The sequence below is a fragment of the Sphingomonas turrisvirgatae genome, from assembly GCF_001721295.1.
GTDB lineage: Bacteria > Pseudomonadota > Alphaproteobacteria > Sphingomonadales > Sphingomonadaceae > Sphingomonas > Sphingomonas turrisvirgatae.
Genome location: NZ_MDDS01000035.1, coordinates 133,103 through 158,421, shown reverse-complemented (window position 1 = coordinate 158,421; position 25,319 = coordinate 133,103). Strand labels below are relative to the sequence as shown.

The window sequence follows — 25,319 nt, the reverse complement described above, 5'->3', positions numbered from 1 at the left end:
ATGGACCGCATCGTCTACGACCGCATGGCCGAGCATGATTCCACCCATTGGTGGTACGTCGCACGCCGCGACATCCTTGCCGACTATATCGACCGCTACGTCAAGCCGCCTGCCGGCGCGCGGATTCTCGAGATCGGCTGTGGGACCGGCCATAACCTTCCGATGCTCGGCGCATTCGGAACGGTCGATGCGATCGAGATCGATCCCGCCGCCGCCGGCATCGCCGCCCAGCGGCTGGGCAAGCCGGTCGGCAGCTCGCCGCTCCCCGAACTGACCGGGGTGGCGGAGGGTCAGTACGATCTCATCGCCGTGCTCGACGTGATCGAACATATCGACGACGACGTCGCCGCGCTGCAGGCGATGGCCAGGCGGCTGAAGCCAGGCGGCAAGATCCTGATCGCCGTCCCCGCGCATCAATGGATGTGGAGCGCGCACGACGTGGTGAACCACCACAAGCGCCGCTATTCGAAAGCGACGCTGACCGATGCGCTGCGCAAGGCAGGCCTTCGCTGGGACAAGCTGCGCTGGTTCAACTCGCTGCTCTTTCCCGCCGCGGTCGCCGCGCGCGTCGCCGGCAAGCTCAGGGGCAAGGACGACAGCGATGATTCACCGCCCGCCAAGCCATTGAACTGGGCGTTCGAGAAGATTTTCGGGCTGGAACGCCATCTGCTCGGCCGCGTGCCGCTGCCGCCCGGCCTGTCGCTGATCGTCGTGGCGCAACCGAAGTAGCACCTCCCCACCGGGAGAGGGGAGGGGGACCTAATTCGCGACCGCTACGGCCAGCAACGCCGCGTCCATCTGCGGCGTCGCGCTGCGATCGCCCGGCACATCGTTGGCAAAGGCGGCGAAGGTCAGCGTCCGCCCGCTCTTCGCGATCAGATAGCCGGCGAGCGCATTGGTCTGGTTGAGCGATCCGGTCTTGGCGAACACCTTGCCCTCCAGCGGCGTGCCCTTGAAGCGCCGCGCCAGCGTGCCATCGACGCCGCCGACTGGCAGCGTGGCACGCCATGCCGCGCCCCACGGCTGTGCGTCGATCCAGCGCAGCAGCGCGATCATCCCGCGCGGTGCGATGCGGTTATAGCTCGACATGCCCGACCCGTCGGAAAAGTCCCATGTCGTCCGCGCGATGCCGGCCGCCGCGAACATCTTCTCGATCTGCGCTACGCCATAAGCGACCGAGCCGCTGCCGTCCTTCAACCCCAGCCGGCGCAGCAGCAATTCGGCATGGAGGTTCTGGCTCACCTTGTTGATCGTGCGCAGGTCCTCGGCCAGCGGGGGCGGGGCAAGACGGGCGATCGCCTCGCCAGCCTGCGGCTCGGGCGCCAGCGCCAGCGGCGATGCCGGATCGTCGGTGAGGGTCACGTACGGGCGGTGACGCGTCCGCACATCGCCGACCTTGACGCCGCGCTCGCGCAACAGCGCCATCAGCCGCCACGCGGCATAATGCGCCGGATCGTCGATGCCGAGCGCCAGCAACTGCGGCTTGGCGTCGGCGGCGATCACCCCGCTGATGCGCAGCGTGCGATCGAGTGGGAGCCGACTGAACTCGATCTTCGTCGTGCCGCCCGCGCGACCGGTCACCGCGTCGTTGACGATGGTGTAATAACCGATCGAGGTCAGCACCGGCGGCTTGCCGGCCGCGCCCGGCACAACTTCGATCCGTGCCTCGTTATCGTCGAGCGTCAGCGCGGAAATCGCGGTGCCATATCGCGTGGGAATGTTGTTCCAGCTCATCCCCGCGCTCCACCGCTCGTCGGGGAAGCGCGTATCGTCGCCGATCACATGACGAACGCGCGACACCTTCTTGGCAATCGCGTCGGCCAGCTGGCTCAGGCAATTGGCGACACAATCGGGGGCGCTCGACAGCCGCGCGTCGCCGCGCCCGATCAGCAGGATATCCTCGCCGACGCGCCGGACCGCTGCGCCGCCATCCAGGTCGGGCGCGTCCAGCCCGGTCAACGATGCATAGGCCGCCGCGGTCGTCACGATCTTGGTGTTCGACGCGGGCATGAAGCGCTGGTCGGGGTTGATCGCAACGATCTCGCGCCCGGCCTCGTCGACCGCGACGATGCCGAACCGCGTGCCCGCCGGCGCTTGCGCGATCGCGGCCTCGACCTGGCGCTGGCCGCCGGCCGACTGCGCCGTGGCCGGCGCGGCGAGCATCAGCGCGAGAAGGAGCGCGACCCGCTTCAGAGCAGGGTCGGCGGCATGGACCCGCCATCGTCGGGCGCTACGTTCGTCGCCGGCTTGCGGCGCGCAACCTTCGCCTTCGCCGCATCGGGTTCGGACAGATCGGGACGCGGCGGGGCATAGGGCGCGACCGTCACCTCGCCTGAATCGGCATAGCGATAGCCGAGCGAGGCATGACCCTTCACCGGTCCGGCAACGTCCGCGACCAGATACAGTGGCCGCCGCTTGGATTCGACATACAGCCGTCCCAGATATTCGCCGATCATCCCCAGCACGAACATCTGCACCGCGCCCAGGAACACGACGACCAGCATGGTCGAGGTCCAGCCCTGGATCGCATTGCCGAACAGCCAGCTGACCACGATGTACAGGAACAACAGCACCGACAGGCCGGTGAGCGCCAGGCCGGCATGGCTGGCGAAGCGCAGCGGCGCGGTCGAGAAACCGGTCACCGCGTCGAGCGCGAAGCGGATCATCTTGGCCAGTGGATATTTGGTCTCGCCGGCATGGCGCTCGTGCCGGTCATAGACGAACGGCACCTGCCGGAAACCGACCCAAGCGACCATGCCGCGGATGAAGCGCGCCTGCTCGGGCAGCGAGAGAAACGCGTCGAGCGCGCGGCGCGTCATCAACCGGAAGTCGCCGGTGTCGAGCGGGATCGGGGTGTCGGTGATGCGATCCAGCATGCGATAGAAGAAAGCGGCCGTCACCTTCTTGAAGAAGGTTTCGCCCTCGCGCTTGCGCCGCACGGCATAGACCACGTCGGCGCCCTGTTCGCGCAGCGTCGCGCGCATCTCGCTCAGCAATTCGGGCGGATCCTGCAGATCGGCGTCGATCACCAGGATTTCCTCGCCCGCACACAGGTCAAGCCCCGCAGTCAGGGCTAGCTGATGCCCGTGATTGCGCGACAGGTTGATCGCGACGAGCCGCGGGTCGGCGAGCGCCAGCCGCTGCATCACCGCCCAGCTGCCGTCGCGTGATCCGTCGTTGATCAGCACGATCTCATAGTCGTCGCCCACCGCCGCCCGCGCCGCGTGCGAGACGCGACTGTGCAGCATCTCGAGGCAGGCTTCCTCGTTGTAACAGGGGATGACGACCGACAGCTTGGGACGTTGCATGGCCGAAGGGTTTAGCGTCGCGCTATCGAAACGTCATGCGCGATTTGCAGCATCGTGAAAGACGCTACTGACGATATGCCGAGGCCCGTGCCGCGAGCGATACACTCAGGCACCCCATGTGCTGACATGGCGCGCCTTGTCGCCCGTCGCCGCCAGGTCAAGAAGCCTCCGGCTGACCCGAAAGCGCGGCTACGCCTTTTCCAGCGTGCATTGCAGCGGGTGCTGGTTCTCGCGCGCGAAATCCATCACCTGCGCCACCTTGGTCTCCGCGACCTCATAGCTGAACACGCCGCACACCCCGACACCACGCTGATGCACGTGCAGCATGACTCGCGTCGCTTCCTCCATATCCATCCGGAAGAAGCGCTGGAGCACGAGGACGACGAACTCCATCGGGGTATAGTCGTCGTTGAGCATCAGCACGCGATAGGGCGTCGGCTTCTTCGTCTTGGCGCGCGTGCGGGTGGCGACGCCAGTGGTGGTCCCCGCATCGTCGTCGCGGTCGTGGTCGTCAGCCATGAAGGGGTCGAGCGGCGCTGTCATGAGGTGGCCGAAAATATGGCGCGCGAGGGAAGAGGGCAAGGGCGTAACCATGAATTTCGCGGGCAACACCGACTTGGCAGCTTGCCGCCCGGTCGTTGGCTCAAACGCAAGAAGGGCGGCTGCCGCGCGGCAACCGCCCTCATTGTTCGGTATCCGTGCGATCGATCAGGCCGCGGTCTTGACCTTCTCGACGGCCAGCGCAAAGCGGCTCGAGAGCGGCTGTGCGGCGTCGCCAGCCAGCTTGATCATCGCTTCGGTGTTCTTCGAGGTCTCGGCGACCATCGAGTCGAAGTGCGAGCGGACGAAGTCGCTCTGCAGCTTGAAGAAATCGGCCGGCGACTTCACCGCCGACATGCTCTTGAGCACGGCGGTCGCGTTCTCGAACGAACGGCGGCCATAGTCGGCAGCGTCCTGACCAAGCGTCTCGAAGCCCTTGGCAGCGATCTTGCCGCTTTCGACCAGCGCCTCGACATTGCCCTTGGCGAATTCGGTGGCTTCACCGACCAGGGCGGTGTTCTTTTCGACCTGAGCCTTCGCCTTTTCGTTGAAGTCGGCGAAGAAAGCCTGGGTCTTTTCGATCGTGGTTTCCATGATGTGCTTTCCTTGAACTGCGGTTTCCGCCGCCTGCGAGGCGGTCTGTTCGATTGGAGCGACGACGGGCTCGGCAAGAGGCGCGGACGCCACCTGCTCGACCGTCTCGGTTACGCGGTCCGCCACAACTTCGGCGGCTTCAACAATCGGCTCGGCGACGCGCTCGGCCGTCGGCGCAAGGTCCAGCGCCTCGGGCTCAACCGTCGTGGTCACCGGCCACTCGATCTGCGGCTGCGAGGCAACCGCCGCCGGCATGCTCAACTCGACTTCAGGCGCCTTGATGTCGGCGAACGGCACGGCCACCTTGGCCTGCGGCGTTGGAATCTTGCCGGCTGACTTCTTGCCGGGTCCCGGCAGCTTGCTGGGCATCGCGTGATCCTCTCGGCACTGTTGCGATGCAGCATATATTGCGCCGGGCAACCCACTTCAAGGATTTTTTTGTGCAGTGCACAAAAATGATCAGCGGTCCCGAACGTAGCGTCCCGGCGCTGCGCCAAGTTCTTCGATCAGCTGCGGAATCCTGGCGCCTTCGGCCTTGATACGGTGGCTGTCGCGAGCTTCGATCCACGCCTGCCAGTCCGGCCACCAGCTGCCCTTGGTCTCGGTCGCACCTGCAACAAATTCCTCCAGCGTCGTGGCCGGGGCATCGTTGGTCCAATACTGATATTTACCGGACGAGGGCGGGTTGACCACGCCAGCGATGTGGCCGGAACCGGCCAGGACGAAGCGCAGCGGTCCGGTGAAATGCTCGGTGATCTTCCACACGCTTCGCGCCGGCGCGATATGATCCTCACGCCCCGCCTGGATATAGGCCGGGGTGGTGACGGTCGTCAGATCGATCGGCGTGCCCGCGACACTGAGCGCGCCGGCCTGCACCAACCGATTGTCGCGATACAGGTCGGACAGATAGCTTTGATGCCATCTGGCCGGAAGGTTGGTGACGTCCGAATTCCAGTGAAGCAGATCGAACGGCATATAGTCTTCGCCCAGCAGATAATTGCTGGTGACATAGTTCCAGATGAGGTCGCGCCCGCGCAGCAGGTTGAAGGTCGCCGCCATGTAGCGCCCGTCAAGGAAGCCGTCGGTGGTCAGCGACTGGATGAGTGCGAGCTGATCGTCGTCGACGAAGACCTGAAGGTCACCGGCCTCGGAAAAATCGACCTGCGCGGTAAAGAAGGTGGCGCTTCTGACCTTGTCCGCCTGGCCGCGCGCAGCAAGCACTGCCAGCGTCGCGGCAAGCGTGGTGCCGGCGACGCAATAGCCGATCGCATGGACCGCCTCGACGCCGAGCAGCTCGCGCACCGTTTCGATCGCATCGATCTGCCCGCGCTCGACATAATCGTCCCACACCACGTCGGCCATCGTCGCGTCGGCTGACTTCCACGATACGACGAAGACGCTGTGCCCCTGTTCGACCGCCCAGCGGATGAAGCTTTTTTCGGGCGACAAGTCGAGGATGTAGAAGCGGTTGATCCAGGGCGGGAAGATGATGAGCGGCGTTTCGAACACGTCCGGCGTGGTCGGCGAATATTGGATGAGTTCGTACAGCGGGGTGCGCTTCACCACCTTGCCCGGCGTGATGGCGATGTTCCGGCCGAGCTCATAGGCGCCCTCGCTTGTCTGGGTCATCTGCCCCTTGCTCAGGTCCTTCAGCATATGCTGCAGGCCCTTGAGCAGGTTTTCGCCCTTCGTCTCGATCGTGCGTTCCAGTACCAGCGGGTTGGTCGCGGGGAAGTTGGAGGGGCTCATCGCATCGATGAATCCCTGCGTTGCAAAGCGCAGCTGCGCCGCATGTTTGGGATCCAGCCCCTCGAGCGCATCGACGCTCTTGAGCAGATGGTTCGACAGGGTGAGATAGCTTTGCCGGATGAAGTCGAACACCGGCTGCTCGCGCCATTGCGGCGCCTTGAAGCGCTTGTCGCGGGCCTGCTCCGGCGTCTCGGCAAAGGGTTCGGCCTGCGCGGGGTCGAGGAAGCGCTGCCACAGCTTCACCGTGTCCGACCAGAAATCGGCGCCGGCCCGCATCGCCGCTGCGGGATCGAGCGCGGGGGGCACCAACGTCGCGCCTTGCGGCACCGGCGGGACCATGGCCATCAGGTCGAAGCCCTGCTCCATCAGCATCTGCTGCGCGCGGCCGAGCACCCAGGTCCAGTGCTGAAGCTCGCCGAGCGAGGGCTGGGTGTCATCGCCGGCCGCGTCCTCGCCGAAGCGCGGCGTATCGGCCTTGGGGTCTGCCGTCTTTTTCTTTTCCGCCACGTCCGGCCTCTCCTATGGCTTGCCCGCCCCGCCCCTGTATAACGAGGGTGCGCATCCGGCGCGACCCAAGAGGAGCTCACCAGAGAAAACGATGTCCGAAGAATTCTACCGCATGAAGCGACTGCCGCCCTATGTCATCGCCGAAGTCAACGGCATGCGGGCAGCGGCGCGAGCGGCGGGCGAGGACATCATCGATCTTGGCATGGGCAATCCCGACCTGCCGCCGCCGGCACATGTGATCGAGAAATTGTGCGAGGTCGCGCAAAAGCCGAGCGCACACGGCTATTCGCAGTCCAAGGGTATTCCGGGACTGCGGCGCGCGCAGGCCAACTATTACGGCCGCCGCTTCGGCGTCGAGGTCGATCCGGAAAACGAAGTCGTGGTGACGATGGGGTCGAAGGAAGGCCTGGCCAGCCTGGCCACCGCGATCACCGCGCCGGGCGACGTGGTACTGGCGCCGAACCCCAGCTATCCGATCCACACCTTCGGCTTCATCCTGGCCGGCGCCACGATCCGTGCGGTCCCGACCACGCCCGACGATCGCTATTTCGAGAGCCTGGAACGCGCGATGGCGTTCACCGTGCCGCGGCCAAGCGTGCTGGTGGTCAACTATCCCTCGAACCCGACTGCCGAGACCGTGGGCATCGAATTCTACGAGCGGCTGGTCGCCTGGGCGAAGGAGAACCAGGTCTGGATCATCTCGGACCTGGCCTATTCGGAGCTTTACTTCGACGGCAAGCCGACCGTGTCGATCCTTCAGGTCAAGGGTGCGAAGGACATCGCGATCGAGTTCACCTCGCTGTCCAAGACCTATTCGATGGCCGGCTGGCGGATCGGCTTCGCAGTCGGGAACCAGACGCTGATCGCGGCGATGACTCGCGTGAAATCCTATCTCGACTATGGCGCCTTCACGCCGGTCCAGGCCGCCGCCTGCGCCGCGCTCAATGGGCCGCAGGATATCGTCGAGAAGAACCGCCAGCTTTATCACAAGCGGCGCGACGTGCTGGTCGAAAGCTTCGGCCGCGCGGGCTGGGACATTCCAGCGCCGCCCGCCTCGATGTTCGCCTGGGCGCCGCTGCCGCCGGCGCTGGCGCATCTTGGCAGCCTGGAGTTCTCCAAGCAGCTGCTGGCCCATGCCAAGGTCGCGGTCGCGCCCGGCGTCGGCTACGGCGAAAATGGCGAGGGTTTCGTTCGCATCGCGATGGTCGAGAACGAGCAGCGGCTGCGCCAGGCGGCGCGGAACGTGAAACGCTATCTTCAGTCGATGGGCGTCAACACGGGCGCGAAATCGGCCTGAGCGATCGGCCAGCGCAGGCGAAGGCGCGACGACCTTTAGGAAACCGCGCCTTAACCTCCTTTGGCTAGTGCGGCCGGATGCGGTCGGGCTTTCTGAATCGAAATAATGTGGCGCATGTCCTTGGCATCGCGCTGGTCTATTTCGTGCTTGCCGCCGCTGCCATCGCCTTCACCCGGCTCAGCGCCAATGTCGCCTTGCTGTGGATTGCCAACGCGCCGCTGCTCGCCGCGATGTTGGCGCGACCGGCGGTCGAGCGGCCGTGGCACGTGGCGGCCTGTTTCTTTGCTTCCATCGCCGCGAGCGTCAGCGCTTCGCCCTATGCCATGCTCTCGCCGCTGCTGGCCGTGGCCAACATCGGCGAGGCGCTGATCGCCTATGGATTGCTGGTGCGCCTGGGCGCGGCGCAGAGTCCGTTCGCGTCGCTCGGACGGTTGCTCGTGTTCGGCATGGCGGCGGGGATCGCGGCGCCGGTCGTGTCGGGGATCATTCCGGTCATCTCGATCTGGGCCTTCCAGGGGACCGCGCCGCTGACCATCTGGTCCAACTGGATCGTCGGCCACGGCCTTGGCGCGATGATCGGAACGCCGGTGGCGCTGCTCGTCATTGCCGGCGGCGCCTATCGCGAGCGGATCACCCGCAGGCACGAGTGGCTACGCGCTATATGGGTGAGCGGCTTGCTGCTCGGCATTACCGGCTTGTGCTTCGCGCAGGACGGGCTGCCGGTCCTGTTCCTGCCAATGCTTCCGCTGATCGTGGCGACGATGGCGTTTCGTCTGGCCGGCGCGGCGCTGGGCGTGTTCGCCATTGCCGTCATCGGCGCAGTGTTCACCGTCGCCGGCCACGGCCCGATCCAGCTGATCGCGGCCAGCCAGGCGCTGCACCTGCAATTCTTCCAATTCTACCTTGGCGTGCTGTTCCTGACCGCGATGCCGTTCGCCACCATGATCGCCGAGAAGAACAAGCTTGCACGCGCGGTCGCGGAGAGTGAGGCGCGCTACCGCCTGATCGCGGAACATGCCTCGGACGCGGTGTTGGTCCTCGATCGCGCCGGCGACGTGATTTTCGCCTCGCCCGCGGTCCGTGAAGTCGGCGGCTACGATCCCGACGGCCTGATCGGGCAAAGCAGCTTCGCCTTCATCGCCGAGGGTGACCGCGCCCGGGTTCGCGAGCTGCACGCGCGAACGCTGGCGCAGCCCGAACGCGTCCACCGCGCTGAATTCCGCGGGATGACGGCACGCGGCACCGCGCGCTGGTTCGAATCGACGGCTCGCGCGGTGACGGACGAAGAGGGCCGGGCGACCACGATCGTCACGATCATCCGCGACCTGTCGCAGCGCAAGGCCCGCGAAGCCGACCTTGAACGACAGGCAACGACGGATTCGATGACCGGCGTGCTCAATCGCCGGGCCTTCCAACGGCGGCTGGCCGACGGGCCTTCGGGCGAAAACGGCGTCGGTGTGCTGGCGTTGCTCGACCTCGATCACTTCAAGTCCGTCAACGACCGATTTGGTCATGCTGCAGGCGACGCGGCCTTGCTGACCTTCGCCGATGTGATGCGCAGCCGGCTGAGGCAGGAGGATGCCATCGGGCGGCTGGGCGGCGAGGAGTTCGCGGTGCTGTTCCCCACGCTGGACGTGCGTGCGGCATCGGCGGCATGCGAGCGATTGCGCAAGGCGCTGGAGCGAACCGAAATCGTGACGCCGCACGGCAGTTTCGGCATCACGGTCAGCATCGGCCTTGCGCCGTTGTCCCCGGGCATGACGCCCGAGGCGGTCTTCCGCCAGTCCGACGCCGCCCTGTATCGGGCAAAGGCGCTGGGACGGAACCGGGTTGAGCTGGCCGAAGCCTGATTACTCCGCCGCTTGTTCGACCGTCTCGCCCACGACATTTTCGGGTAGCGACCAGAGCAGGTCGTGCTTGCCCAGGATGCGGCCGTCATGGCTCATCACCTGGACCGGCGCGATGCGGCGGTGGTCGCGCGCGTCCACCAGCACCGGGGTGGCGGGCATGCCGGTTTCCCACCGCTCGCCCCATTGCCGCAGCGCCACCATGGTCGGCAGCAGCGCAAAACCCTTTTCGGTCAGGCGATACTCGACCTTGCGGCGATCGTCGTCACAGGTCTGCCGCGCCAGGATGCCGTGGTCGACCAGCCTCGCGAGCCGGTTGGCGAGGATGTTGCGCGCGATGCCGAGCTCGGACTGGAACTCCTCGAAATGGCACAGGCCGTTGAACGAACCGCGCAGGATGAGGAACGACCAGCGCTCACCCATCGCTTCGAGCGCGGCGGGGAGGCTGCAGCTCGCGGCGAGCTGGCGAAGCGGCTCTCGCAGTCCGTTGTGACCCATGACGGCGAAACTACCTGAAAATTGACGGTGGACAAACAGCTTAAACCTGTCGCAATGCAGCAAAGGTTTCTTGTTGCAACTTAAAACCTATCGAGATAAGTAGCGTTTCGCAACTTAATGTTGCACGCCCCAGGGAGAACCGTGATGATCCGCTTTGCCTCGCTCACCGCCACCGCGCTTTCGCTGGCCGCGCTGACCCCCGCCGCAGCGCTGGCGCAGTCGGGCGGCTATTATGCCGCGACCGCTGCCGTCGCTCCGAAGAAGGCCTCTTTCGTCACCGCCAATACGGTATGGAAGTGCAACGACGGCGTGTGCACCGCGCCCAAGACGCCCACCCAGGACAAGGTGATGTGCGAGCGCGCGGCCGCCCGCATCGGCGCGCTTTCGGCATTCAGTGCCGGCAGCACCGCGTTCGACGCCGCAGCGCTCGAGGCGTGCAACGCCCGCGCCAAGTAAGTTGCGTTTCTGACACAGGTTAGGCGGGCGTCGGGTCTCCGGCGCCCGTTTTCGTGCAAACCTATTGCAAAGCAGCACATTCTCGCACCATCTTGAGCCGGTGCTGCGTCAATATGAGCTTGTAGACCGGGTCCTGTCCTATGACCCCGATGCCGATGAGGCGTTGCTGAACCGCGCCTATGTCTTCTCTATGCATGCCCATGGCAGCCAGAAGCGCGCGAGCGGCGACCCATATTTCAGCCATCCGATCGAAGTCGCGGGCATCCTGACCGACCTGCACCTGGACGACGAGACGATCGCGACCGCGATCCTGCACGACACGATCGAGGACACGGTCGCAACGCCGCAGGAGATCGAGGCGAAGTTCGGGCCAAGTGTTGCACGGTTGGTCGACGGCGTGACCAAGCTATCCAAGATCGAGGCGCAGACCGAGAGCGAGCGCGCGGCGGAGAATCTGCGCAAGTTCCTGCTCGCCATGTCGGACGACATTCGCGTGCTGCTGGTGAAGCTGGCCGACCGGCTGCACAACATGCGCACGCTGCATCATATCCCAAAGCCCGAGAAGCGGCGGCGGATCGCGCGCGAGACGATGGACATCTATGCCCCGCTCGCCGAGCGGATCGGCATGTACGAGTTCATGAAGGAGATGCAGACGCTCGCCTTCCAGCAACTCGAGCCCGAAGCGTATGAAAGCATCACCAGGCGGCTCGACGCGCTGAAGGTCGAGGGCGAGGATCGTATCGCCAAGATCGGGTCGGGCCTCAAGCTGCTGCTCTCGCGCGGCGGGATCGATGCCGAGGTGTCGGGGCGCGAGAAGCACCCCTATTCGATCTGGAAGAAGATGTCGGAGCGGCACGTCAGCTTCGAGCAGCTGTCCGATATCATGGCATTCCGCGTGATCGTGGACAGCGAAGAGGAATGCTATCGCGCCCTGGGTATCGTCCACCGCCGCTGGCCGATGGTGCCCGGACGGTTCAAGGATTACATTTCGACGCCCAAGCGCAACGGCTATCGCTCGCTGCACACCACCATCATCCATGCCGGCGACACGCGCGTCGAAATCCAGATCAGGACCCAGGCGATGCATGCTCAGGCCGAGTTCGGTCTGGCCGCGCATTGGGCCTATAAACAGGACGTGGTGCGGCCCGACACGCAGGTGCGCTGGATCCAGGATCTGGTCGAAATCCTCGACAATGCCGACAGCGCCGAGGAGCTGCTCGAACATACGCGGATGGCGATGTACCAGGATCGCATCTTCGCCTTCACGCCGAAGGGCGAACTGATCCAGCTGCCCAAGGGCGCGACGCCGATCGACTTTGCCTATGCCGTGCATACCGATCTGGGCGACCAGGCGGTCGGTGCGAAGATCAACGGGCGCGTCGTGCCGCTGCGCACCGAAATCGCGCAGGGCGATCAGGTCGCGATCCTGCGGTCGAAGGCGCAGCATCCGCAGGACAATTGGTTGAACTTCGCCATCACCGGCAAGGCGCGCGCTGCGATCCGCCGGCACCTGCGCCACAAGGAGCGGGACGAGACGATCGCGCTAGGGCGCAAGCTGTATGACGACATCGTCCGCCGCCTGCCGGTCGAGATCGGCAAGGAAGCGCTTGGCGCCGCGCTGACGCGATTGAAGCTCAGTGAAAGCGACGCGCTGATGGAGGCGATCGCGCGGCAGAAGCTGACCGACCGCCAGGTCATGGAAGCCCTGATGCCCGGATCGACGACCGGCGACGATGCCGTGGCGCTGCCCGCGCAGCGCGAGCCGATTTCGATCAAGGGGCTGACGCCGGGCGTCGCCTTCGTCCTCTCGCCCTGCTGTCATCCCATTCCGGGCGACCGCATCGTCGGCGTGCGGCATCCCGATGCGCCGATCGAGATCCACCAGATCAGCTGCCCCGTGCTCGACATGGTCGAGGATGATGACTGGCTGGATATCGGCTGGGGCGACAAGGCGGAGGGCGGCACCGCGCGGATCGCGGTCACGGTCAAGAACGAGCCGGGCGCATTGGGCGCGGTGGCGACGCTGCTCGGCCAGCACAAGGCCAACATCCTCAACATCCGTTTCGACACGCGCGACACGACGTTCCACACCAACATGATAGACCTGGAAGTCCGCGACGCGGCGCACCTCATGAAGCTGATCGCGGCGCTGCGCGCGGCCGATGCGGTCAGCACGGTCGAGCGGGTGTGAGGTTGCGCTGATCCTTTCTTGCGCGGCGCGGCAGGTGCGCTAGTCTGACAGCACACCGCTGAAAGGACCGCCAATGGATCGCCGCACCTTCCTCGCTTCGGGCACGGCGACCGCCGCCTTGGCCGCAACGCCCGCGTTCGCCCGGCAGGCTGCGCAGCCAGCGGCCGGACCGGCAGATGCGGCGCTCAACAAGATCTTCGACGAAGTGCTGGCCAACTATATCGCACGCTCACCCGAAACCGCTACTCAGATCGGGTTCGACAAGGGGCCGGCCAAGGGCAAGCTCGACGATCGCTCACCCGCCGGGAAGGTGGCCGTCCTCGCCGACACCCGGGCAGGGCTGGCGCGCATCCAGGCCGTCGATCCCGCATCCCTGTCCGAAGCGGCGAAACTCAATCGCGAGGTGGTGAGCTATTCGCTCGAATCGCAACTGACCGCGGACAAGTTCAAGCTCGATTCGGTGCAGCGCCCGTTCGCGATCTTCCAGCAAGGCGGCGTCTATTTCGAATTGCCCGACTTCCTCAATTCCACGCACACGATCGCGACGAAGGACGATGCCGAGGCGCTGCTGTCGCGCCTGAGCCAGGTGGGGCAGGCGCTGGATTGGGATACGCAGGCGCAGGCCGATCTCGGCAAGCGCGGCATCCTCGCGCCGGACTTTTCGCTAGACCTCACGCTTGACCAGATGGCCAAGCTGCGCAGCCCCGCGCCGATCGACAACAGCATGGCCAAGTCGCTGATCGAGCGCACCGCGGCCAAGGGCATTGCCGGCGATTGGGGCACACGCGCCGCAAAGATCATCGAAACGTCGGTTTATCCGGCGCTCGACCGGCAGATGGCGCTCATCCGGCAGCAGCGCGCAAGCGCACGCAAGACCTCAGGGGTGTGGGACGTGCCGCAGGGCGACGCGATCTATGCCGCCGCACTCGCTCAGGCGACGACCACCAACTTCACGCCCGACGAGGTGCACAAGATCGGGCTGGAGGAAGTCGCGCAGATCACCGCACAGCTCGATGCGATCCTCAAGAAGCAGGGGCTGACGAAGGGCAAGGTTGGCGAGCGGCTGACCGCGCTGAACAACCGGCCCGATCAGCTTTACCCCGACACGCCCGCCGGCCGGGCCGAGTTGATCAAGTCGCTGAACGCCGACAACGTCAAGGTCGGCGCGCTGTTGCCGCGCATGTTCGACAATCCGACCAAGGCGCCGCTGGAAATCCGTGCGGTGCCGGTCGAGATTCAGGACGGCGCGTCGAACGGCTATTATCATATCGCCGCGCTCGATGGTTCGCGCCCGGCGATCTATTGGATCAACCTCAAGAGCGTCGCCGACTGGCCCAAATACACGCTGCCCTCGCTGACCTATCACGAAGGGCTGCCGGGCCATCACTTGCAACTGAGCGAAGCGATGGGGGCCGCCGGTCCGCTGCTGCGCAAGTTCAGCTTCTTCGGCGCCTATAGCGAAGGCTGGGCGCTCTACGCCGAGCAGGTCGCGGACGAACTGGGCGCCTATGCCGGCGATCTGGAGCGCGCGGGCTATCTGCAATCCTTCCTGTTCCGCGCCGCCCGGCTGGTGATCGACACCGGCATTCACGCCAAGAAGTGGACCCGCGAACAGGCGACCGATTACATGGTCGATACGGTCGGCTTCGCCCGGCCCCGCTCGCAGCGTGAGATCGAACGCTATTGTACCCAGCCGGGCCAGGCCTGCAGCTACAAGATCGGGCACACCAGTTGGGTGCGCGCGCGGGCCAAGGCGCAGGCGATCGCCGGCGACAAGTTCGACGTGAAGCGGTTTCATGAGGTGATCCGGCGCGGCGCGGTGCCGCTCACCATCCTTGAACGGCTGGTCGAGGAAGATGCCCGGCGAGTGGCGAGCGCCTAAGCTCGGGGTCGGGTTTCGGGCAGCCTGAGCAGCACCGGCAGCACGCCGACCGCCACGGCCACCATCAACAGGCCGGGAGCGGCCGGCGAGTTGCCGAGCGTCGTCAGAAGCTGTGCGAGATAAGGCGCGAAACCGCCGAAGATCGCGGTGGCGGCAGTCGCCCCGAGCGCGAGGCCGGTCAGCCGGCCCTCGCCTGGAAACTGTTCCGCCGTGGCGACTGCGCCAACTGCGCTGACCCCGCCACCCAGGGCGGCCAGGATGAGCGCGGCGAGTAGCGCGAGGCCGGCACTTTTCGTCAGCAACGCGAACATGCCCCAGGGCAGCAGAATGGCGAGGGCGCAAAGGCCGATCAGCACCGGCCGTCGCCCGACGCGGTCGCTGAGCCAGCCGACCGCGGGCGTGACGAGGATCACGACCACCGCCGCCGCCGTGGCGAGCCACAGCGCATCGCCCTCGCTCATCGCCCCATGCTGGGTGAGGAAGGCCGGGACATAGGTGATGCCGACATAATAGGTGATCGACCCCAGCGCCGAGATCGCGAAGCCCCGGCCGATGGCGAGGCGATAGTGGCGCAGCGCGTGCCGCAGCGGCCGGGCGGGCACGCTGCCGATCGCCTGCTGCCGCTCGAATTCGGGCGACTCCTGCATGGTCGAGCGCGCGAGCAGGACGAGGCTGGCAAGGCCCGCGCCGATGAAGAAGGGAATGCGCCAGCCCCAGCTTTCCAGCGCCCCGGGCGCCAGGCTGGACACTGTTGCGGCCGAGACGCCGGCGGCGAGCAGGGCGCCGACCTCGCTCGCCGCCGATGCGGACGAGGTGATGAGGCCGCGCCGCTCGACCCGTGCGCCCTCCAGCAGATAGGCGACCACCCCGGTATACTCGCCGCCGACCGAAAAGCTCATCACGCAGCGCAGCAGGATCAGCAGGACGCCGGCGGCGGGCCCGATCTGCGCGGCGGTGGGCAACAGCGCCGTCGCCAGCATCGCCGCGGTCATCAGCGCCATCGAGGCCAGCATCATCGGGCGTCGACCGTATCGATCGCCGAAATGCCCGAACACCGCCGCGCCGAGCGGGCGCATCAGATAGGCAATGGCGAACCCGCCAAGCGTCCCGGCCAGCGCCGTCGCGCCCGCCCCGAAGAAGACGCGCGACAGGACGGTCGCAAAATAGAGGTAGAGGGTGAAATCATACCATTCGACGATGGTCGAGAAGGCGGCGACCAGCATCGAGGCGCGGGTGACCGGCTGTCGCGGCGTGGCCGTTTCGTCCATGGCCGTTCCCCCGCGCCGCATCGCTCGCGACCAGCCTAGGGTCATGGCCTATTACTGGCAACGGCCGTCATCGCCGACGACATAAGCTCCGGCGGCGATGTTCGGGGGAGATGTTCGGGGGGCAGGGCGGCCTGAACGGCTCGGCCCCTCAGCCCGCCCGACGCGTTTCGATCACGATGCGGCGATGACAGCGATGGCAAAAGGCATAGTCGAACAGCTCGGCCAGCGACCAGCGCTGCGCCGCCACGTCCCACGCCGCCCACGCCTCGCGCGTCACGCTGGAGGATGCGCAGCTCGCGCAGACGAAGGTGATCGGTTCGGGCTGGCTCATGCCGCATGTCTAGCGCGCCGCGCATCCGTTTCGGCGCCAAGTGCATCCGTTCCGGGGTCGAATCGCGGTCGGTCCGTTTCGGCGGGAAGCCGCGCCGATCCCGGCCCGTCTGGCAAGGATTTGGTGACCGCCTCGTCCTACGACTTGCGGCATGAAGCATCCGTTCGAACTGCATCGCGACCATCGCGGCAGCTCCGCGCCGCGCCGTCGCACCGATGCGCGCCGACCCAGGTTTCGCTTCGCCGACCTCGCGGTCCTTGCCGGCGCCGCGCTGGCCGGGATCAGCGGCGGCATCGCCTGGACGATGGGGCCGGGCGCCCCTCCGACCGATGCGGCGGCACCGCTCGTGGGCTTGCACGCGCCTTCACCGCCGGATCGCGCCGGCAGCGGTACGCGCGCCAGCTTCGGCCTGTGCCACCGCGGCGGCGGCATCGACTGCGTCGTGGATGGCGACACCTTCTGGATGGGCGGCGAGAAGATCCGGATCGCCGATATCGATACGCCCGAAACACACCCGGCGCGCTGCCATCGCGAGGCGGAGCTGGGTACGGCGGCGACTCGCCGGTTGCAGGCTCTACTGAGCGGCGGGGCCGTCACTCTGGAAGCGGCCGATCGCGACACCGACCGCTATGGCCGCAAGCTGCGTATCGTGCAGGTCGACGGCGTCGGCGTTGGCGACACGCTGGTGGCGGAGGGGTTGGCGCGACCCTATGAAGGCGGACGCCGCGCCGGCTGGTGCGATTGATCGACGGACGCAGGCCGCTCGCGCGCGGCCGGGTGCCGACATCACTTTTCTGTGGATGAATTTCGCTGTCGGATTTTTTTGCGGTTCGCAGTTCGTTCTCTTGCCTTCTGAAAAGGCGAGGAAGGTCCGCGCGTCGCGCCCGACCCGGTACCATTGGCACGCCATGAACCGACTCAAATCGGCGATGAGCCGAGTTTGCGCGCCTTCATTTACCGTCTTGCGAACTCGTGCGATCTGACACAATCTCTTGTGGTCACGACGGGGGACAAGCCCAAGCACTGGTGAAACGCGGCTGCGATCCCATATCGCGGCCTGGACGTGCCATGGCTTGGAGCGGGCGAATGGACACTTTTTGTTCTCACGCCCGGGCGCGCACGATGGTACCATCAGGCTGCATCCCCGAGTCGGATCGAATGGGTACGGGGGCAGGACGATGGACTTCAGGGAACAGCAGGAACCAAGCGTGAGTGAAACCGTGACCGACACCGCAGACCTTCTCGCCGGCGTGACGCCCGCGCCGGAACCGGCGAAGAAGAGGCTCGACACCAAGTCGGTCGCCCCGCGCATCTTCCCGGTCGAGGTCGATCATTCGCGCGACGCGCTGCTGACCGAATTCGGCAAGGAAACGCTGCGCGACCGCTATCTGCTGCCCGGCGAATCCTATCAGGACCTCTTCGTCCGCGTCGCCTCGGCCTATGCCGACGACGCAGCGCACGCCCAGCGCATCTACGACTATGTGTCGAAGCTGTGGTTCATGCCCGCCACGCCCGTGTTGTCGAACGGCGGCACCGGCCGCGGCCTGCCGATCTCGTGCTTCCTGAATTCCGTGCCCGACAGCCTTAACGGCATCGTCGATACCTGGAACGAGAATGTCTGGCTCGCCTCGCGCGGCGGCGGCATCGGCACCTATTGGGGCAATGTCCGCGGCATCGGCGAGCCGGTTGGCTTGAACGGCAAGACCAGCGGCATCATCCCCTTCGTGCGCGTGATGGACAGCCTGACGCTCGCGATCAGCCAGGGCAGCCTGCGCCGCGGCTCGGCCGCCTGCTATCTCGACATCTCGCACCCTGAGATCGAGGAGTTCCTCGAGATCCGCAAACCCTCGGGCGACTTCAACCGCAAGGCGCTCAATCTGCACCACGGCGTGCTGATCCCCGACGCCTTCATGGAGGCGGTGCGCAATGGCGAGGAATGGACGCTGCGCAGCCCCAAGGACGGTAGCGAGCGCGGCAAGGTCAACGCCCGCGCGCTGTTCCAGAAGCTGGTCGAGACGCGTCTTGCGACCGGCGAACCGTACATCGTGTTCGCCGATCATGTGAACAACAACATGCCCAAGCATCATCGCGATCTGGGCCTCAAGGTCTCGACCTCGAACCTGTGCAGCGAGATCACGCTGCCGACCGGCAAGGATCACCTCGGCAACGAGCGTACCGCTGTCTGCTGCCTCTCCTCGCTGAACCTCGAAACCTGGGACGAGTGGAAGGGCGAGAAGGGGTTCATCGAGGACGTGATGCGCTTCCTCGACAATGTGCTTCAGGACTATATCGACCGCGCCGAGCCGGGCATGGAAAAGGCTGCCTATTCCGCCGCGCGCGAGCGTTCGGTCGGCCTTGGCGTCATGGGCTTCCACAGCTTCCTGCAGGCACGCGGCCTGCCGTTCGAAGGCGCGATGGCCAAGACGCATAACTTGCGCATCTTCAAGCATATCAAGGCGCAGGTCGACGAAGCCTCGATGCAGCTCGCGGTCGAGCGCGGCCCGTGTCCCGATGCCGCTGACATGGGCGTGATGGAGCGTTTCAGCTGCAAGATGGCGATCGCGCCGACCGCGTCGATCAGCATCATCTGCGGCGGCACGTCTGCGTGCATCGAGCCGATCCCGGCCAACATCTACACGCACAAGACGCTGTCGGGCAGCTTCTCGGTCAAGAACCCGTATCTCGAAAAGATCCTGATCGAGAAGTCGAAGAACTCCGACAATGTCTGGAATTCGATCCTCGAGCGTGGCGGCAGCGTCCAGCACCTCGACTTCCTCTCGCCGGAGGAGAAGGATTGCTTCAAGACGTCGTTCGAGATTGACCAGCGCTGGCTGCTCGAACTCGCTGGCGACCGTGCGCCCTATATCGACCAGGCGCAGTCGCTGAACCTGTTCATCCCGGCGGACGTCGAGAAGTGGGACTTGCTGATGCTCCACTTCCGCGCCTGGGAGCTCGGCATCAAGTCGCTCTATTATCTGCGATCCAAGTCGGTGCAGCGCGCCGGTTTCGCCGGCGGCGTCGAAGCCGACAACACGATCGACGCGCCCAAGTTCGACCTGGGCGAGAGCACCGATTACGACGAATGCCTGGCGTGTCAGTAAGGTGGTGGGGGTAGGTCGCCCTCACCCTCCCATCGCTGGCGCGATGGGCCCCTCCCTCTCCCAAAGGGAGAGGGGTTCTGATGTCCCTCTCCCTTTGGGAGAGGGAGGGAGCCGCGCAGCGGCGGAAGGGTGAGGGCGATGCGCCTTTACGAGGACCAACCATCCGGCACCGTCCCGCGCGCGCGTCAGCTCCGCCGCGAGGCATCCGAACCCGAACGCCGCCTGCTACGCGCACTCCGCGAAGCGCTACCCGCGTATAAATGGCGGCATCAGGCGCCGGTCGGCCCGTTCTATGCCGACATTCTGCGGTTCGCCGGAAAGCTGGTGATCGAAGTCGATGGTGACACGCATGCCGACACAATGCGCGATGCCAGCCGCACCGCGATCATCGAACGCGAAGGTTTTAACGTGATCCGCTTCACCAACACCGATGTGATGCAGAACCTGGACGGCGTGCTGACCCAAATCTCCCTCTCCCTTCGGGAGAGGGAAGGGGCCCGTCCCTGCGAAAGCAGGGATGGGAAGGGTGAGGGCGACCGTCAATGACAACGCCCGTCACCTTCACCCTTCCGCGCCTGCAGCGCTCCCTCCCTCTCCCACCGGGAGAGGGAAAGCAGCCCTCATTCTTCCTCGATAAACCCGGCGACGTTCGCCGCGGTCGCGCTCAATCGCACCTGATCCCCTTCGACCTCGGCGACCAGGCCGGTCGAGATGTAATGGTGGTGTCCGGCATGCGCGCCTTCGGCGCCCTCGATTTCCGCGCCGCTGTCCTTCTTGGTCAGCTTGATGCGGTCGCCTTCGACCCCGTCGATCGTGCCGACATGTACGCCATCGGCGCCGATCACTTCCATATGTTCGCGAATGTTGCTGGTGTCGGTCACGTGCGTTCTCCTTCTGCGGTTCGCCCGCTCAACGCGCCCGGCCGCCAAACGATGCAGGAGTTCCGGTCATGAAGCGCACGCTGTTCGCCCTCGCCATCCTCGCCAGCCTCACCGCCTGCGCGACCCAGGTCGCCACCACCGTCAGCCCCACCGCACCGGGGTTCCTCCATGGCCTGTGGCACGGCTTCATCTTCCCGGTTGCCTGGGTCTTCTCGCTCTTCATGCCCGACGTCGCGGTCTATGCCGTCCCCAACAATGGCGGCTGGTATGATTTCGGCTTCTTCCTCGGCATCGTCGTATTCGGCGTCGGATCGTGGCGCGGCAAGAAGGTCGTGGTGCGCGAGAAGGTCGTGAAGGTGCGCGAATGACCCGCGCCCTCGCCATCCAGGCCGGCCTCGGTATCGCATCGGGCATCGCCGGTGCCACCCTCCTGCGCCGCCGCCCCGCGACGCGCGAAGCCACCTACGCCCTGCGCATCGCCGGCATGATGCTGCTCGCGCTCGGCCTCTTCCTCACCGGCTTCGCGGCCGTGTTCAACCACTTCAACCGATAAACGCCCAAGGAACGACCATGCCACTTCTCGAAGCCCGCAAGACCTACAAGCCCTTCGAATATCCCTGGGCGTATGAATTCTGGAAGCGCCAGCAGCAGGTCCACTGGCTGCCGGAGGAAGTGCCGCTGGGCGAGGATTGCCGCGACTGGGCGCAAAAGCTCACCGATCACGAACGCAATCTGCTCACGCAGATCTTCCGCTTCTTCACCCAGGCCGACGTGGAAGTGCAGGATTGCTACCACGAGAAATACGGCCGCGTGTTCAAGCCGACCGAGATCAAGATGATGCTCGCCGCCTTCTCCAACATGGAGACGGTGCACATCGCCGCCTACAGCCACCTGCTCGACACGATCGGCATGCCCGAGAGCGAATATGGCATGTTCCTCGAATATTCGGAGATGAAGGACAAGCACGACTATCTCCAGAAGTTCGGCGTCGATACGGACGAGGATATCGCCAAGACGCTCGCCATGTTCGGCGGCTTCACGGAAGGCCTTCAGCTGTTCGCGTCCTTCGCGATGCTGATGAACTTCCCGCGCTTCAACAAGATGAAGGGCATGGGCCAGATCGTCAGCTGGTCGGTCCGCGACGAAAGCCTGCATTGCGAAGGCATCATCAAGCTGTTCCACACCTTCGTGAAGGAACGCGACTGCCTCACCAAATCGGTCCGCGACGACATCATGGACCAGTGCCAGACCACCGTCCGGCTTGAGGACGCGTTCATCGACCTCGCGTTCGAGGACGGCCCAGTGAACGGCATGACGCCCAAGGACATCAAGAAGTACGTCCGCTTCATCGCCGACTGGCGGCTGGGGCAGCTGGGCATGAAGCCGATCTACATGATCGACGAAAACCCGCTCCCCTGGCTCGCCCCGCTCTTGAACGGCGTCGAGCACGCGAACTTCTTCGAAACGCGAGCAACCGAATATTCAAAGGGCGCCACGCGCGGCCAGTGGAACGAGGTCTGGGACAGCTTCGACAAGCGCCAGAAGGCGAAGGTCGTCTCGGTCGCGAACGAGGATGCGGCTGAAGGCGGGCTGTTCGATGGGACGGTGGCTGCTGAATAACGTTTGGTCAGATCAATATAAGGAGGTGCCTATGCTCTGATTTAGCTACAACCCCGAAGCTAACGGTCCTTGACGACTTGTCTCGACTGAACCTTGGTCCCTGAGGGATGGCGGCAGAATAGACCTTAAAAGGGCGGTCAGAACCTCTTAAACCACATATCAAGTTGAACATCGATCCGACAGGCCGAGCGCTTCATTAACTGACGCAAGGAGATTCGAAATGGACGCATTCGTCCATGAGGATCGGATGGGTCTGTGGGGTTGGGAAATCGTTGACCAATATGGTGTCTATCTTCGGTCTATAGCTTGGTTCTTGACCGAATTTGACGCTCGTGATGATCTTCAGCGATCATCGCATCTGATCAGCGCCCAACTGACAACCCATTAAAGATCTGAAAGGGCAGAGGTGCGATCTCTGTCCGATCAGACCGAAGTAGCCTTAGAAGGAGTTGAGCTGCGAGCAATAGCCGCAGGTTCCTCCGTCCCCTTCAAAGAAATAATTTGTCACCCCGGCCTTGTGCCGGGGTGCACCGCGCCACCACGCACCACCGCCAGCGGCTCCAGCCTCAACAGCGCCGGCTAGCCCACCGCGCCATTCGCTCCCGCATCGCTCGAACCGCGGTGGATCCCGGCACAAGGCCGGGATGACGGGCGTGCAGGGTGAAGAGAGGTGGCCGAACGCCGCGCCTGACCCCCCCTTCGTCACCCCGGCCTCGTGCCGGGGTCCACCGCGCCATCACTCACCACCACCAGCGGCTCCAGCCCCAACCCCACCGCCAGATCATTCCACATCGGATTCTCGCGTTCGATCAGGTTGCGCTTCCACTCACGCCGCCACCGCTTCACCTGCTTCTCGCGCGCGATCGCGGCTTCCATGCTCTCGCCGGCTTCGAACCACACCAGCCGGGTCACGCCATAGCGCGCCGTAAAGCCGCCAAACGTCCCCGCGCGATGCTGCATCACCCGGCCGATCAGGTTGGACGTCACCCCGACATACAGCGTGCCGTTATAGCCGCTCGCCATCATGTAAACGCAGGGCAGCCGTTCGCGCATTCCGCCATCCGTGCAGGGCAAGCGGGCGCTTCACAAGACCCGCAACGCGCTGGATACCGGAACGCGGCCGGGGCGGTGAACGAAACCACGCCACCAACCGCTCACTGTGATCCCGGCCCTGTGCCGGGCTCCATCGTGCAGCACGAAATGCCGCGTCGGCTCAGTCCCCGGCCATAGCAACGGCTTGCCGCCGCTCCACCAGCCGCGTCGACGCAGATCGCGCGCTACGCCCCCGCATTTTCCTACACCGCCCCATTGCGCTAGATGGTCGCGCTCCTGCCCCCGGAGCCGCCGCCATGCCCGCAAACCAAGCCTCACTGCATCCGCGCCCGGCGCCTGCAACGACCGCAACCTTTACCACCTTTGCAACCTTCCGCCGGCCGCCAAGTGGGCAACCTTTGCAACCTTCCGCTCGCGCTCGACCAGCGGCACGGCCCTAGTCGCGCCGCAGCCACCCCATGCGCCGCGCCTTTTCGTCCAGCTCCAGCAGCTCCTCGCGCACATGCACCGCGCGCATCGACAGGCGGATCTCGACCATGAAGGCGGTGAGGCCGGCGGTCAGCAACAGCATCGAGATGATGAACGCCACCGCCACCGCGCCGCCCATCTCGACATGGATCAGCGAGGCGATGAACATCAGCGCGACGACCAGGCAGATCGCGACCGCGCTCGCCACGCACAGCGCGATCGATCCGTTGATGACGGTCAGCCGCCGCTGGATCAGCCGCAGCTCCCACACATGCCGGTCATGCTCCTTGCCGGTGGACAGCGGGTGCAGCTTCTCGATCTGCCGCGCGCGGTCGACCACGCGCGCCATCCGCCCGACCAGCACGTTGAGGATGCCGGCCAAGCCCGCGAGCAGGAACACCGGCGCGATCGAAACCTGGATAGTCGCCGCGACGGTGGAGAGCATGGGTGCCATGGCGCCTGCTTATGCCAGCGTGGGCAATCGAGCCAAGCCCTCATCACGGCCACCGCTTGGTAACGCTTCCCGACTAAGACCCATGCCATGACGAAGCCGATGCCGCTGTCCGACTTCACGCGCCTGCCGCCGCTGCTTACGGCCAGTGTCGGCGATGGGCTGGCGAGCGCGCTCGACACCGTCGCAGGGCGCGCTGCACCGACCCATGGCTTCCTGCGCTATGGCTGGTTTGCCGCCGCACTCGCCGCCTATGGCGGTCATGCCCGCACGCTCACCGTGCTGCGCGAAGGCGCGCCGGTGCTCGCCCTGCCATTCGCGCCGACCGGCCCGGCCGCGCTGCGCATCGCCGCCGTGCCCGGCTGCTATTGGCCGTTCCGCAGCTTTCCGGTCGCGCAGGACGCCGGGGCCGAGCCGTTCGACGTGGCGCTCGACACCCTCGCGCGGCACGTCAACGCGCTGCGCATCGGGCCGGTCTATGACGACGACCCCGCGCTTGCCGGCCTGCGCGCTGCCGCCGCCTCACGCGGCTGGGTCGCGCTCGACCGCTTCGTCGCCGAAAGCTTCCTGCTCGACATGGCCGCCTTGCGGGCCGAGGGCATTTGGCCGCGCAATTCGACGCTGCGCAAGAATCGTTTCCACGAAAAGCATATCGCCGACCATGGCGCGCTCGACTGGTCCTTCGTGTCGGGTGCGGGCTGGCGGGATGAGGCGTTCGACGATCTCGCCGCGGTCGAGCGGAAAAGCTGGATCGCCGAGCGGACCGACGGCTCCGACGCGAAGTTCACGACGGCGGGGCATGGCGCCTTCTGGCGCGCGGCCGCGGCCGATCCCGTGGTTGCCGGCATGATGTGGGCGGCGGTGCTGCGCATCGATGGCGAACCCGCCGCCTTCTCGTTCGACTTGAACGCCGGCGCGCTCAAATATGCGATCGCCAACAGCTATGACCCGCGCGTCGCCAAACACTCGCCGGGCAAGCTGCTCTATTATCGCAACCTGGTCCGGGCCATCGACGACGGCATCACGACGGTCGATTGGGGGGCGGGGGACAGCGGCTACAAACGCGTGATCGGCGCTGCCGCTGGACCTGCCATCCGCGACTGGCTGTTCGTACGGCCCGGCCTGCCCGGTATGATCGCCCGGCTGGCCGGATCGCTCTGGCGGCGAAGCGGCAATCGCGCGGGTCAGCTTGCCGCAAACGATCTTGCGAACGCCGCGAGCGACGCATAGCTTTCGGACAGGGTCGGGGGGCCGGCCTGTAGCGAAATTGCCGGGAG

24 protein-coding genes are annotated in these 25,319 nt (G+C 65.5%); 13 read left to right on the top strand and 11 right to left on the bottom strand.

What is annotated here, in order from left to right; translation table 11 throughout:
- On the top strand, positions 1 to 729 hold the full coding sequence (locus BFL28_RS13435) for a class I SAM-dependent methyltransferase (protein WP_069321045.1): 729 nt from the start codon (positions 1 to 3) through the stop codon (positions 727 to 729).
- Between the two features lie 30 nt (positions 730 to 759).
- Here BFL28_RS13435 and dacB read toward each other — a convergent pair whose 3' ends face one another.
- The 5 genes from dacB to BFL28_RS13410 form a co-directional block, all read right to left on the bottom strand.
- Positions 760 to 2,163, bottom strand: a complete 1,404-nt coding sequence (gene dacB / locus BFL28_RS13430) for a D-alanyl-D-alanine carboxypeptidase/D-alanyl-D-alanine endopeptidase (RefSeq protein WP_069321044.1) — start codon at positions 2,161 to 2,163, stop codon at positions 760 to 762.
- 26 nt (positions 2,164 to 2,189) lie between these two features.
- The gene (locus BFL28_RS13425; RefSeq protein WP_079247141.1) at positions 2,190 to 3,308 is read right to left on the bottom strand and encodes a glycosyltransferase family 2 protein; all 1,119 of its coding nucleotides are present in this window, start codon (positions 3,306 to 3,308) and stop codon (positions 2,190 to 2,192) included.
- A 189-nt stretch (positions 3,309 to 3,497) separates the two neighbouring features.
- Positions 3,498 to 3,827 (bottom strand): ATP-dependent Clp protease adapter ClpS, encoded by a 330-nt coding sequence (clpS, locus tag BFL28_RS13420; protein ID WP_069321109.1) that lies wholly within the window; start codon positions 3,825 to 3,827, stop codon positions 3,498 to 3,500.
- Positions 3,828 to 4,016: 189 nt separating this feature from the next.
- Positions 4,017 to 4,811, bottom strand: coding sequence for a phasin family protein (locus BFL28_RS13415; RefSeq protein WP_069321043.1), 795 nt, complete (start codon positions 4,809 to 4,811; stop codon positions 4,017 to 4,019).
- A gap of 90 nt (positions 4,812 to 4,901) precedes the next feature.
- Complete coding sequence (locus tag BFL28_RS13410) at positions 4,902 to 6,698, bottom strand: PHA/PHB synthase family protein (RefSeq protein WP_069321042.1); 1,797 nt, start codon at positions 6,696 to 6,698, stop codon at positions 4,902 to 4,904.
- A gap of 91 nt (positions 6,699 to 6,789) precedes the next feature.
- Between BFL28_RS13410 and BFL28_RS13405 the strand changes: the two genes are divergently transcribed.
- Together BFL28_RS13405 and BFL28_RS13400 are read left to right on the top strand one after the other, a co-directional pair.
- A complete protein-coding gene (locus BFL28_RS13405) occupies positions 6,790 to 7,995 on the top strand; it encodes an LL-diaminopimelate aminotransferase (protein WP_069321041.1) in 1,206 nt (401 codons plus the stop codon).
- Between the two features lie 107 nt (positions 7,996 to 8,102).
- Positions 8,103 to 9,845 carry a sensor domain-containing diguanylate cyclase gene (locus BFL28_RS13400; RefSeq protein ID WP_173655755.1) on the top strand — a complete coding sequence of 581 codons (1,743 nt, stop codon included), beginning with the start codon at positions 8,103 to 8,105 and terminating at the stop codon, positions 9,843 to 9,845.
- Here the strand turns inward: BFL28_RS13400 and BFL28_RS13395 are convergent, their stop codons facing one another.
- Positions 9,846 to 10,340 (bottom strand): winged helix-turn-helix transcriptional regulator, encoded by a 495-nt coding sequence (locus BFL28_RS13395; protein ID WP_069321039.1) that lies wholly within the window; start codon positions 10,338 to 10,340, stop codon positions 9,846 to 9,848.
- 144 nt (positions 10,341 to 10,484) lie between these two features.
- Between BFL28_RS13395 and BFL28_RS13390 the strand changes: the two genes are divergently transcribed.
- The 3 genes from BFL28_RS13390 to BFL28_RS13380 all read left to right on the top strand — a co-directional run bounded on the left by BFL28_RS13390 (position 10,485) and on the right by BFL28_RS13380 (position 14,869).
- Positions 10,485 to 10,796 carry a CC_3452 family protein gene (locus BFL28_RS13390; protein ID WP_069321038.1) on the top strand — a complete coding sequence of 104 codons (312 nt, stop codon included), beginning with the start codon at positions 10,485 to 10,487 and terminating at the stop codon, positions 10,794 to 10,796.
- A gap of 100 nt (positions 10,797 to 10,896) precedes the next feature.
- Entirely contained in the window at positions 10,897 to 12,987 is a 2,091-nt protein-coding gene (locus BFL28_RS13385; protein ID WP_069321037.1) for a RelA/SpoT family protein, read from the top strand.
- 73 nt (positions 12,988 to 13,060) lie between these two features.
- Positions 13,061 to 14,869: a DUF885 domain-containing protein gene (locus BFL28_RS13380; protein WP_069321036.1), complete on the top strand. Its 1,809-nt coding sequence runs from the start codon at positions 13,061 to 13,063 to the stop codon at positions 14,867 to 14,869.
- On the opposite strand, the gene BFL28_RS13375 is transcribed toward BFL28_RS13380, so the two are convergent.
- Together BFL28_RS13375 and BFL28_RS13370 are read right to left on the bottom strand one after the other, a co-directional pair.
- Positions 14,866 to 16,137 carry an MFS transporter gene (locus BFL28_RS13375; protein ID WP_069321035.1) on the bottom strand — a complete coding sequence of 424 codons (1,272 nt, stop codon included), beginning with the start codon at positions 16,135 to 16,137 and terminating at the stop codon, positions 14,866 to 14,868. The genes BFL28_RS13380 and BFL28_RS13375 overlap by 4 nt on opposite strands.
- A 148-nt stretch (positions 16,138 to 16,285) precedes the next feature.
- Positions 16,286 to 16,468 carry a hypothetical protein gene (locus BFL28_RS13370; protein WP_069321034.1) on the bottom strand — a complete coding sequence of 61 codons (183 nt, stop codon included), beginning with the start codon at positions 16,466 to 16,468 and terminating at the stop codon, positions 16,286 to 16,288.
- Positions 16,469 to 16,619: 151 nt separating this feature from the next.
- On the opposite strand from BFL28_RS13370, the gene BFL28_RS13365 reads away from it, so the two are divergent.
- The 3 genes from BFL28_RS13365 (at position 16,620) to BFL28_RS13355 (ending at position 20,115) form a co-directional block, all read left to right on the top strand.
- Positions 16,620 to 17,213 (top strand): thermonuclease family protein, encoded by a 594-nt coding sequence (locus BFL28_RS13365; RefSeq protein WP_241527326.1) that lies wholly within the window; start codon positions 16,620 to 16,622, stop codon positions 17,211 to 17,213.
- A 433-nt stretch (positions 17,214 to 17,646) separates the two neighbouring features.
- On the top strand, positions 17,647 to 19,569 hold the full coding sequence (locus tag BFL28_RS13360; protein WP_069321033.1) for a ribonucleoside-diphosphate reductase subunit alpha: 1,923 nt from the start codon (positions 17,647 to 17,649) through the stop codon (positions 19,567 to 19,569).
- 138 nt (positions 19,570 to 19,707) lie between these two features.
- Positions 19,708 to 20,115: an endonuclease domain-containing protein gene (locus BFL28_RS13355; RefSeq protein ID WP_069321107.1), complete on the top strand. Its 408-nt coding sequence runs from the start codon at positions 19,708 to 19,710 to the stop codon at positions 20,113 to 20,115.
- Between the two features lie 74 nt (positions 20,116 to 20,189).
- On the opposite strand, the gene BFL28_RS13350 is transcribed toward BFL28_RS13355, so the two are convergent.
- A complete protein-coding gene (locus tag BFL28_RS13350) occupies positions 20,190 to 20,450 on the bottom strand; it encodes a DUF2171 domain-containing protein (protein ID WP_069321032.1) in 261 nt (86 codons plus the stop codon).
- Between the two features lie 68 nt (positions 20,451 to 20,518).
- Here BFL28_RS13350 and BFL28_RS13345 point away from each other — a divergent pair, with 68 nt between their 5' ends.
- Genes BFL28_RS13345 through BFL28_RS13335 form a run of 3 tightly spaced genes read left to right on the top strand, consistent with a single transcriptional unit; the run spans position 20,519 to position 22,070 of the window.
- A complete protein-coding gene (locus BFL28_RS13345) occupies positions 20,519 to 20,818 on the top strand; it encodes a putative periplasmic lipoprotein (protein WP_069321031.1) in 300 nt (99 codons plus the stop codon).
- On the top strand, positions 20,815 to 21,003 hold the full coding sequence (locus BFL28_RS13340; protein ID WP_069321030.1) for a hypothetical protein: 189 nt from the start codon (positions 20,815 to 20,817) through the stop codon (positions 21,001 to 21,003). Before BFL28_RS13345 ends, BFL28_RS13340 begins: the two co-directional genes overlap by 4 nt.
- 17 nt (positions 21,004 to 21,020) lie before the next feature.
- Positions 21,021 to 22,070: a ribonucleotide-diphosphate reductase subunit beta gene (locus BFL28_RS13335; protein WP_069321029.1), complete on the top strand. Its 1,050-nt coding sequence runs from the start codon at positions 21,021 to 21,023 to the stop codon at positions 22,068 to 22,070.
- Between the two features lie 702 nt (positions 22,071 to 22,772).
- On the opposite strand, the gene BFL28_RS13330 is transcribed toward BFL28_RS13335, so the two are convergent.
- Together BFL28_RS13330 and BFL28_RS13325 are read right to left on the bottom strand one after the other, a co-directional pair.
- Positions 22,773 to 23,123 carry a GIY-YIG nuclease family protein gene (locus BFL28_RS13330; protein WP_069321028.1) on the bottom strand — a complete coding sequence of 117 codons (351 nt, stop codon included), beginning with the start codon at positions 23,121 to 23,123 and terminating at the stop codon, positions 22,773 to 22,775.
- A gap of 436 nt (positions 23,124 to 23,559) precedes the next feature.
- Positions 23,560 to 24,045, bottom strand: a complete 486-nt coding sequence (locus BFL28_RS13325; protein ID WP_069321027.1) for a DUF2721 domain-containing protein — start codon at positions 24,043 to 24,045, stop codon at positions 23,560 to 23,562.
- A gap of 87 nt (positions 24,046 to 24,132) precedes the next feature.
- On the opposite strand from BFL28_RS13325, the gene BFL28_RS13320 reads away from it, so the two are divergent.
- The gene (locus BFL28_RS13320) at positions 24,133 to 25,272 is read left to right on the top strand and encodes a GNAT family N-acetyltransferase (RefSeq protein ID WP_079247140.1); all 1,140 of its coding nucleotides are present in this window, start codon (positions 24,133 to 24,135) and stop codon (positions 25,270 to 25,272) included.
- Positions 25,273 to 25,319 lie beyond the last annotated feature (47 nt).

What these genes read in the sequence shown, in the direction of transcription:
- dacB (WP_069321044.1), bottom strand. Translation starts at nt 2,163, where the DNA reads ATGCTCGCCGCGCCGGCCACGGCGCAGTCGGCCGGCGGCCAGCGCCAG.
- BFL28_RS13425 (WP_079247141.1), bottom strand. Translation starts at nt 3,308, where the DNA reads ATGCAACGTCCCAAGCTGTCGGTCGTCATCCCCTGTTACAACGAGGAA.
- BFL28_RS13325 (WP_069321027.1), bottom strand. Translation starts at nt 24,045, where the DNA reads ATGGCACCCATGCTCTCCACCGTCGCGGCGACTATCCAGGTTTCGATC.
- BFL28_RS13335 (WP_069321029.1), top strand. Translation starts at nt 21,021, where the DNA reads ATGCCACTTCTCGAAGCCCGCAAGACCTACAAGCCCTTCGAATATCCC.
- BFL28_RS13330 (WP_069321028.1), bottom strand. Translation starts at nt 23,123, where the DNA reads ATGCGCGAACGGCTGCCCTGCGTTTACATGATGGCGAGCGGCTATAAC.
- BFL28_RS13405 (WP_069321041.1), top strand. Translation starts at nt 6,790, where the DNA reads ATGTCCGAAGAATTCTACCGCATGAAGCGACTGCCGCCCTATGTCATC.
- BFL28_RS13390 (WP_069321038.1), top strand. Translation starts at nt 10,485, where the DNA reads ATGATCCGCTTTGCCTCGCTCACCGCCACCGCGCTTTCGCTGGCCGCG.
- clpS (WP_069321109.1), bottom strand. Translation starts at nt 3,827, where the DNA reads ATGGCTGACGACCACGACCGCGACGACGATGCGGGGACCACCACTGGC.
- BFL28_RS13345 (WP_069321031.1), top strand. Translation starts at nt 20,519, where the DNA reads ATGAAGCGCACGCTGTTCGCCCTCGCCATCCTCGCCAGCCTCACCGCC.
- BFL28_RS13375 (WP_069321035.1), bottom strand. Translation starts at nt 16,137, where the DNA reads ATGGACGAAACGGCCACGCCGCGACAGCCGGTCACCCGCGCCTCGATG.
- BFL28_RS13415 (WP_069321043.1), bottom strand. Translation starts at nt 4,811, where the DNA reads ATGCCCAGCAAGCTGCCGGGACCCGGCAAGAAGTCAGCCGGCAAGATT.
- BFL28_RS13380 (WP_069321036.1), top strand. Translation starts at nt 13,061, where the DNA reads ATGGATCGCCGCACCTTCCTCGCTTCGGGCACGGCGACCGCCGCCTTG.
- BFL28_RS13355 (WP_069321107.1), top strand. Translation starts at nt 19,708, where the DNA reads ATGCGCCTTTACGAGGACCAACCATCCGGCACCGTCCCGCGCGCGCGT.
- BFL28_RS13395 (WP_069321039.1), bottom strand. Translation starts at nt 10,340, where the DNA reads ATGGGTCACAACGGACTGCGAGAGCCGCTTCGCCAGCTCGCCGCGAGC.
- BFL28_RS13365 (WP_241527326.1), top strand. Translation starts at nt 16,620, where the DNA reads ATGAAGCATCCGTTCGAACTGCATCGCGACCATCGCGGCAGCTCCGCG.
- BFL28_RS13435 (WP_069321045.1), top strand. Translation starts at nt 1, where the DNA reads ATGGACCGCATCGTCTACGACCGCATGGCCGAGCATGATTCCACCCAT.
- BFL28_RS13360 (WP_069321033.1), top strand. Translation starts at nt 17,647, where the DNA reads ATGGACTTCAGGGAACAGCAGGAACCAAGCGTGAGTGAAACCGTGACC.
- BFL28_RS13320 (WP_079247140.1), top strand. Translation starts at nt 24,133, where the DNA reads ATGACGAAGCCGATGCCGCTGTCCGACTTCACGCGCCTGCCGCCGCTG.
- BFL28_RS13340 (WP_069321030.1), top strand. Translation starts at nt 20,815, where the DNA reads ATGACCCGCGCCCTCGCCATCCAGGCCGGCCTCGGTATCGCATCGGGC.
- BFL28_RS13370 (WP_069321034.1), bottom strand. Translation starts at nt 16,468, where the DNA reads ATGAGCCAGCCCGAACCGATCACCTTCGTCTGCGCGAGCTGCGCATCC.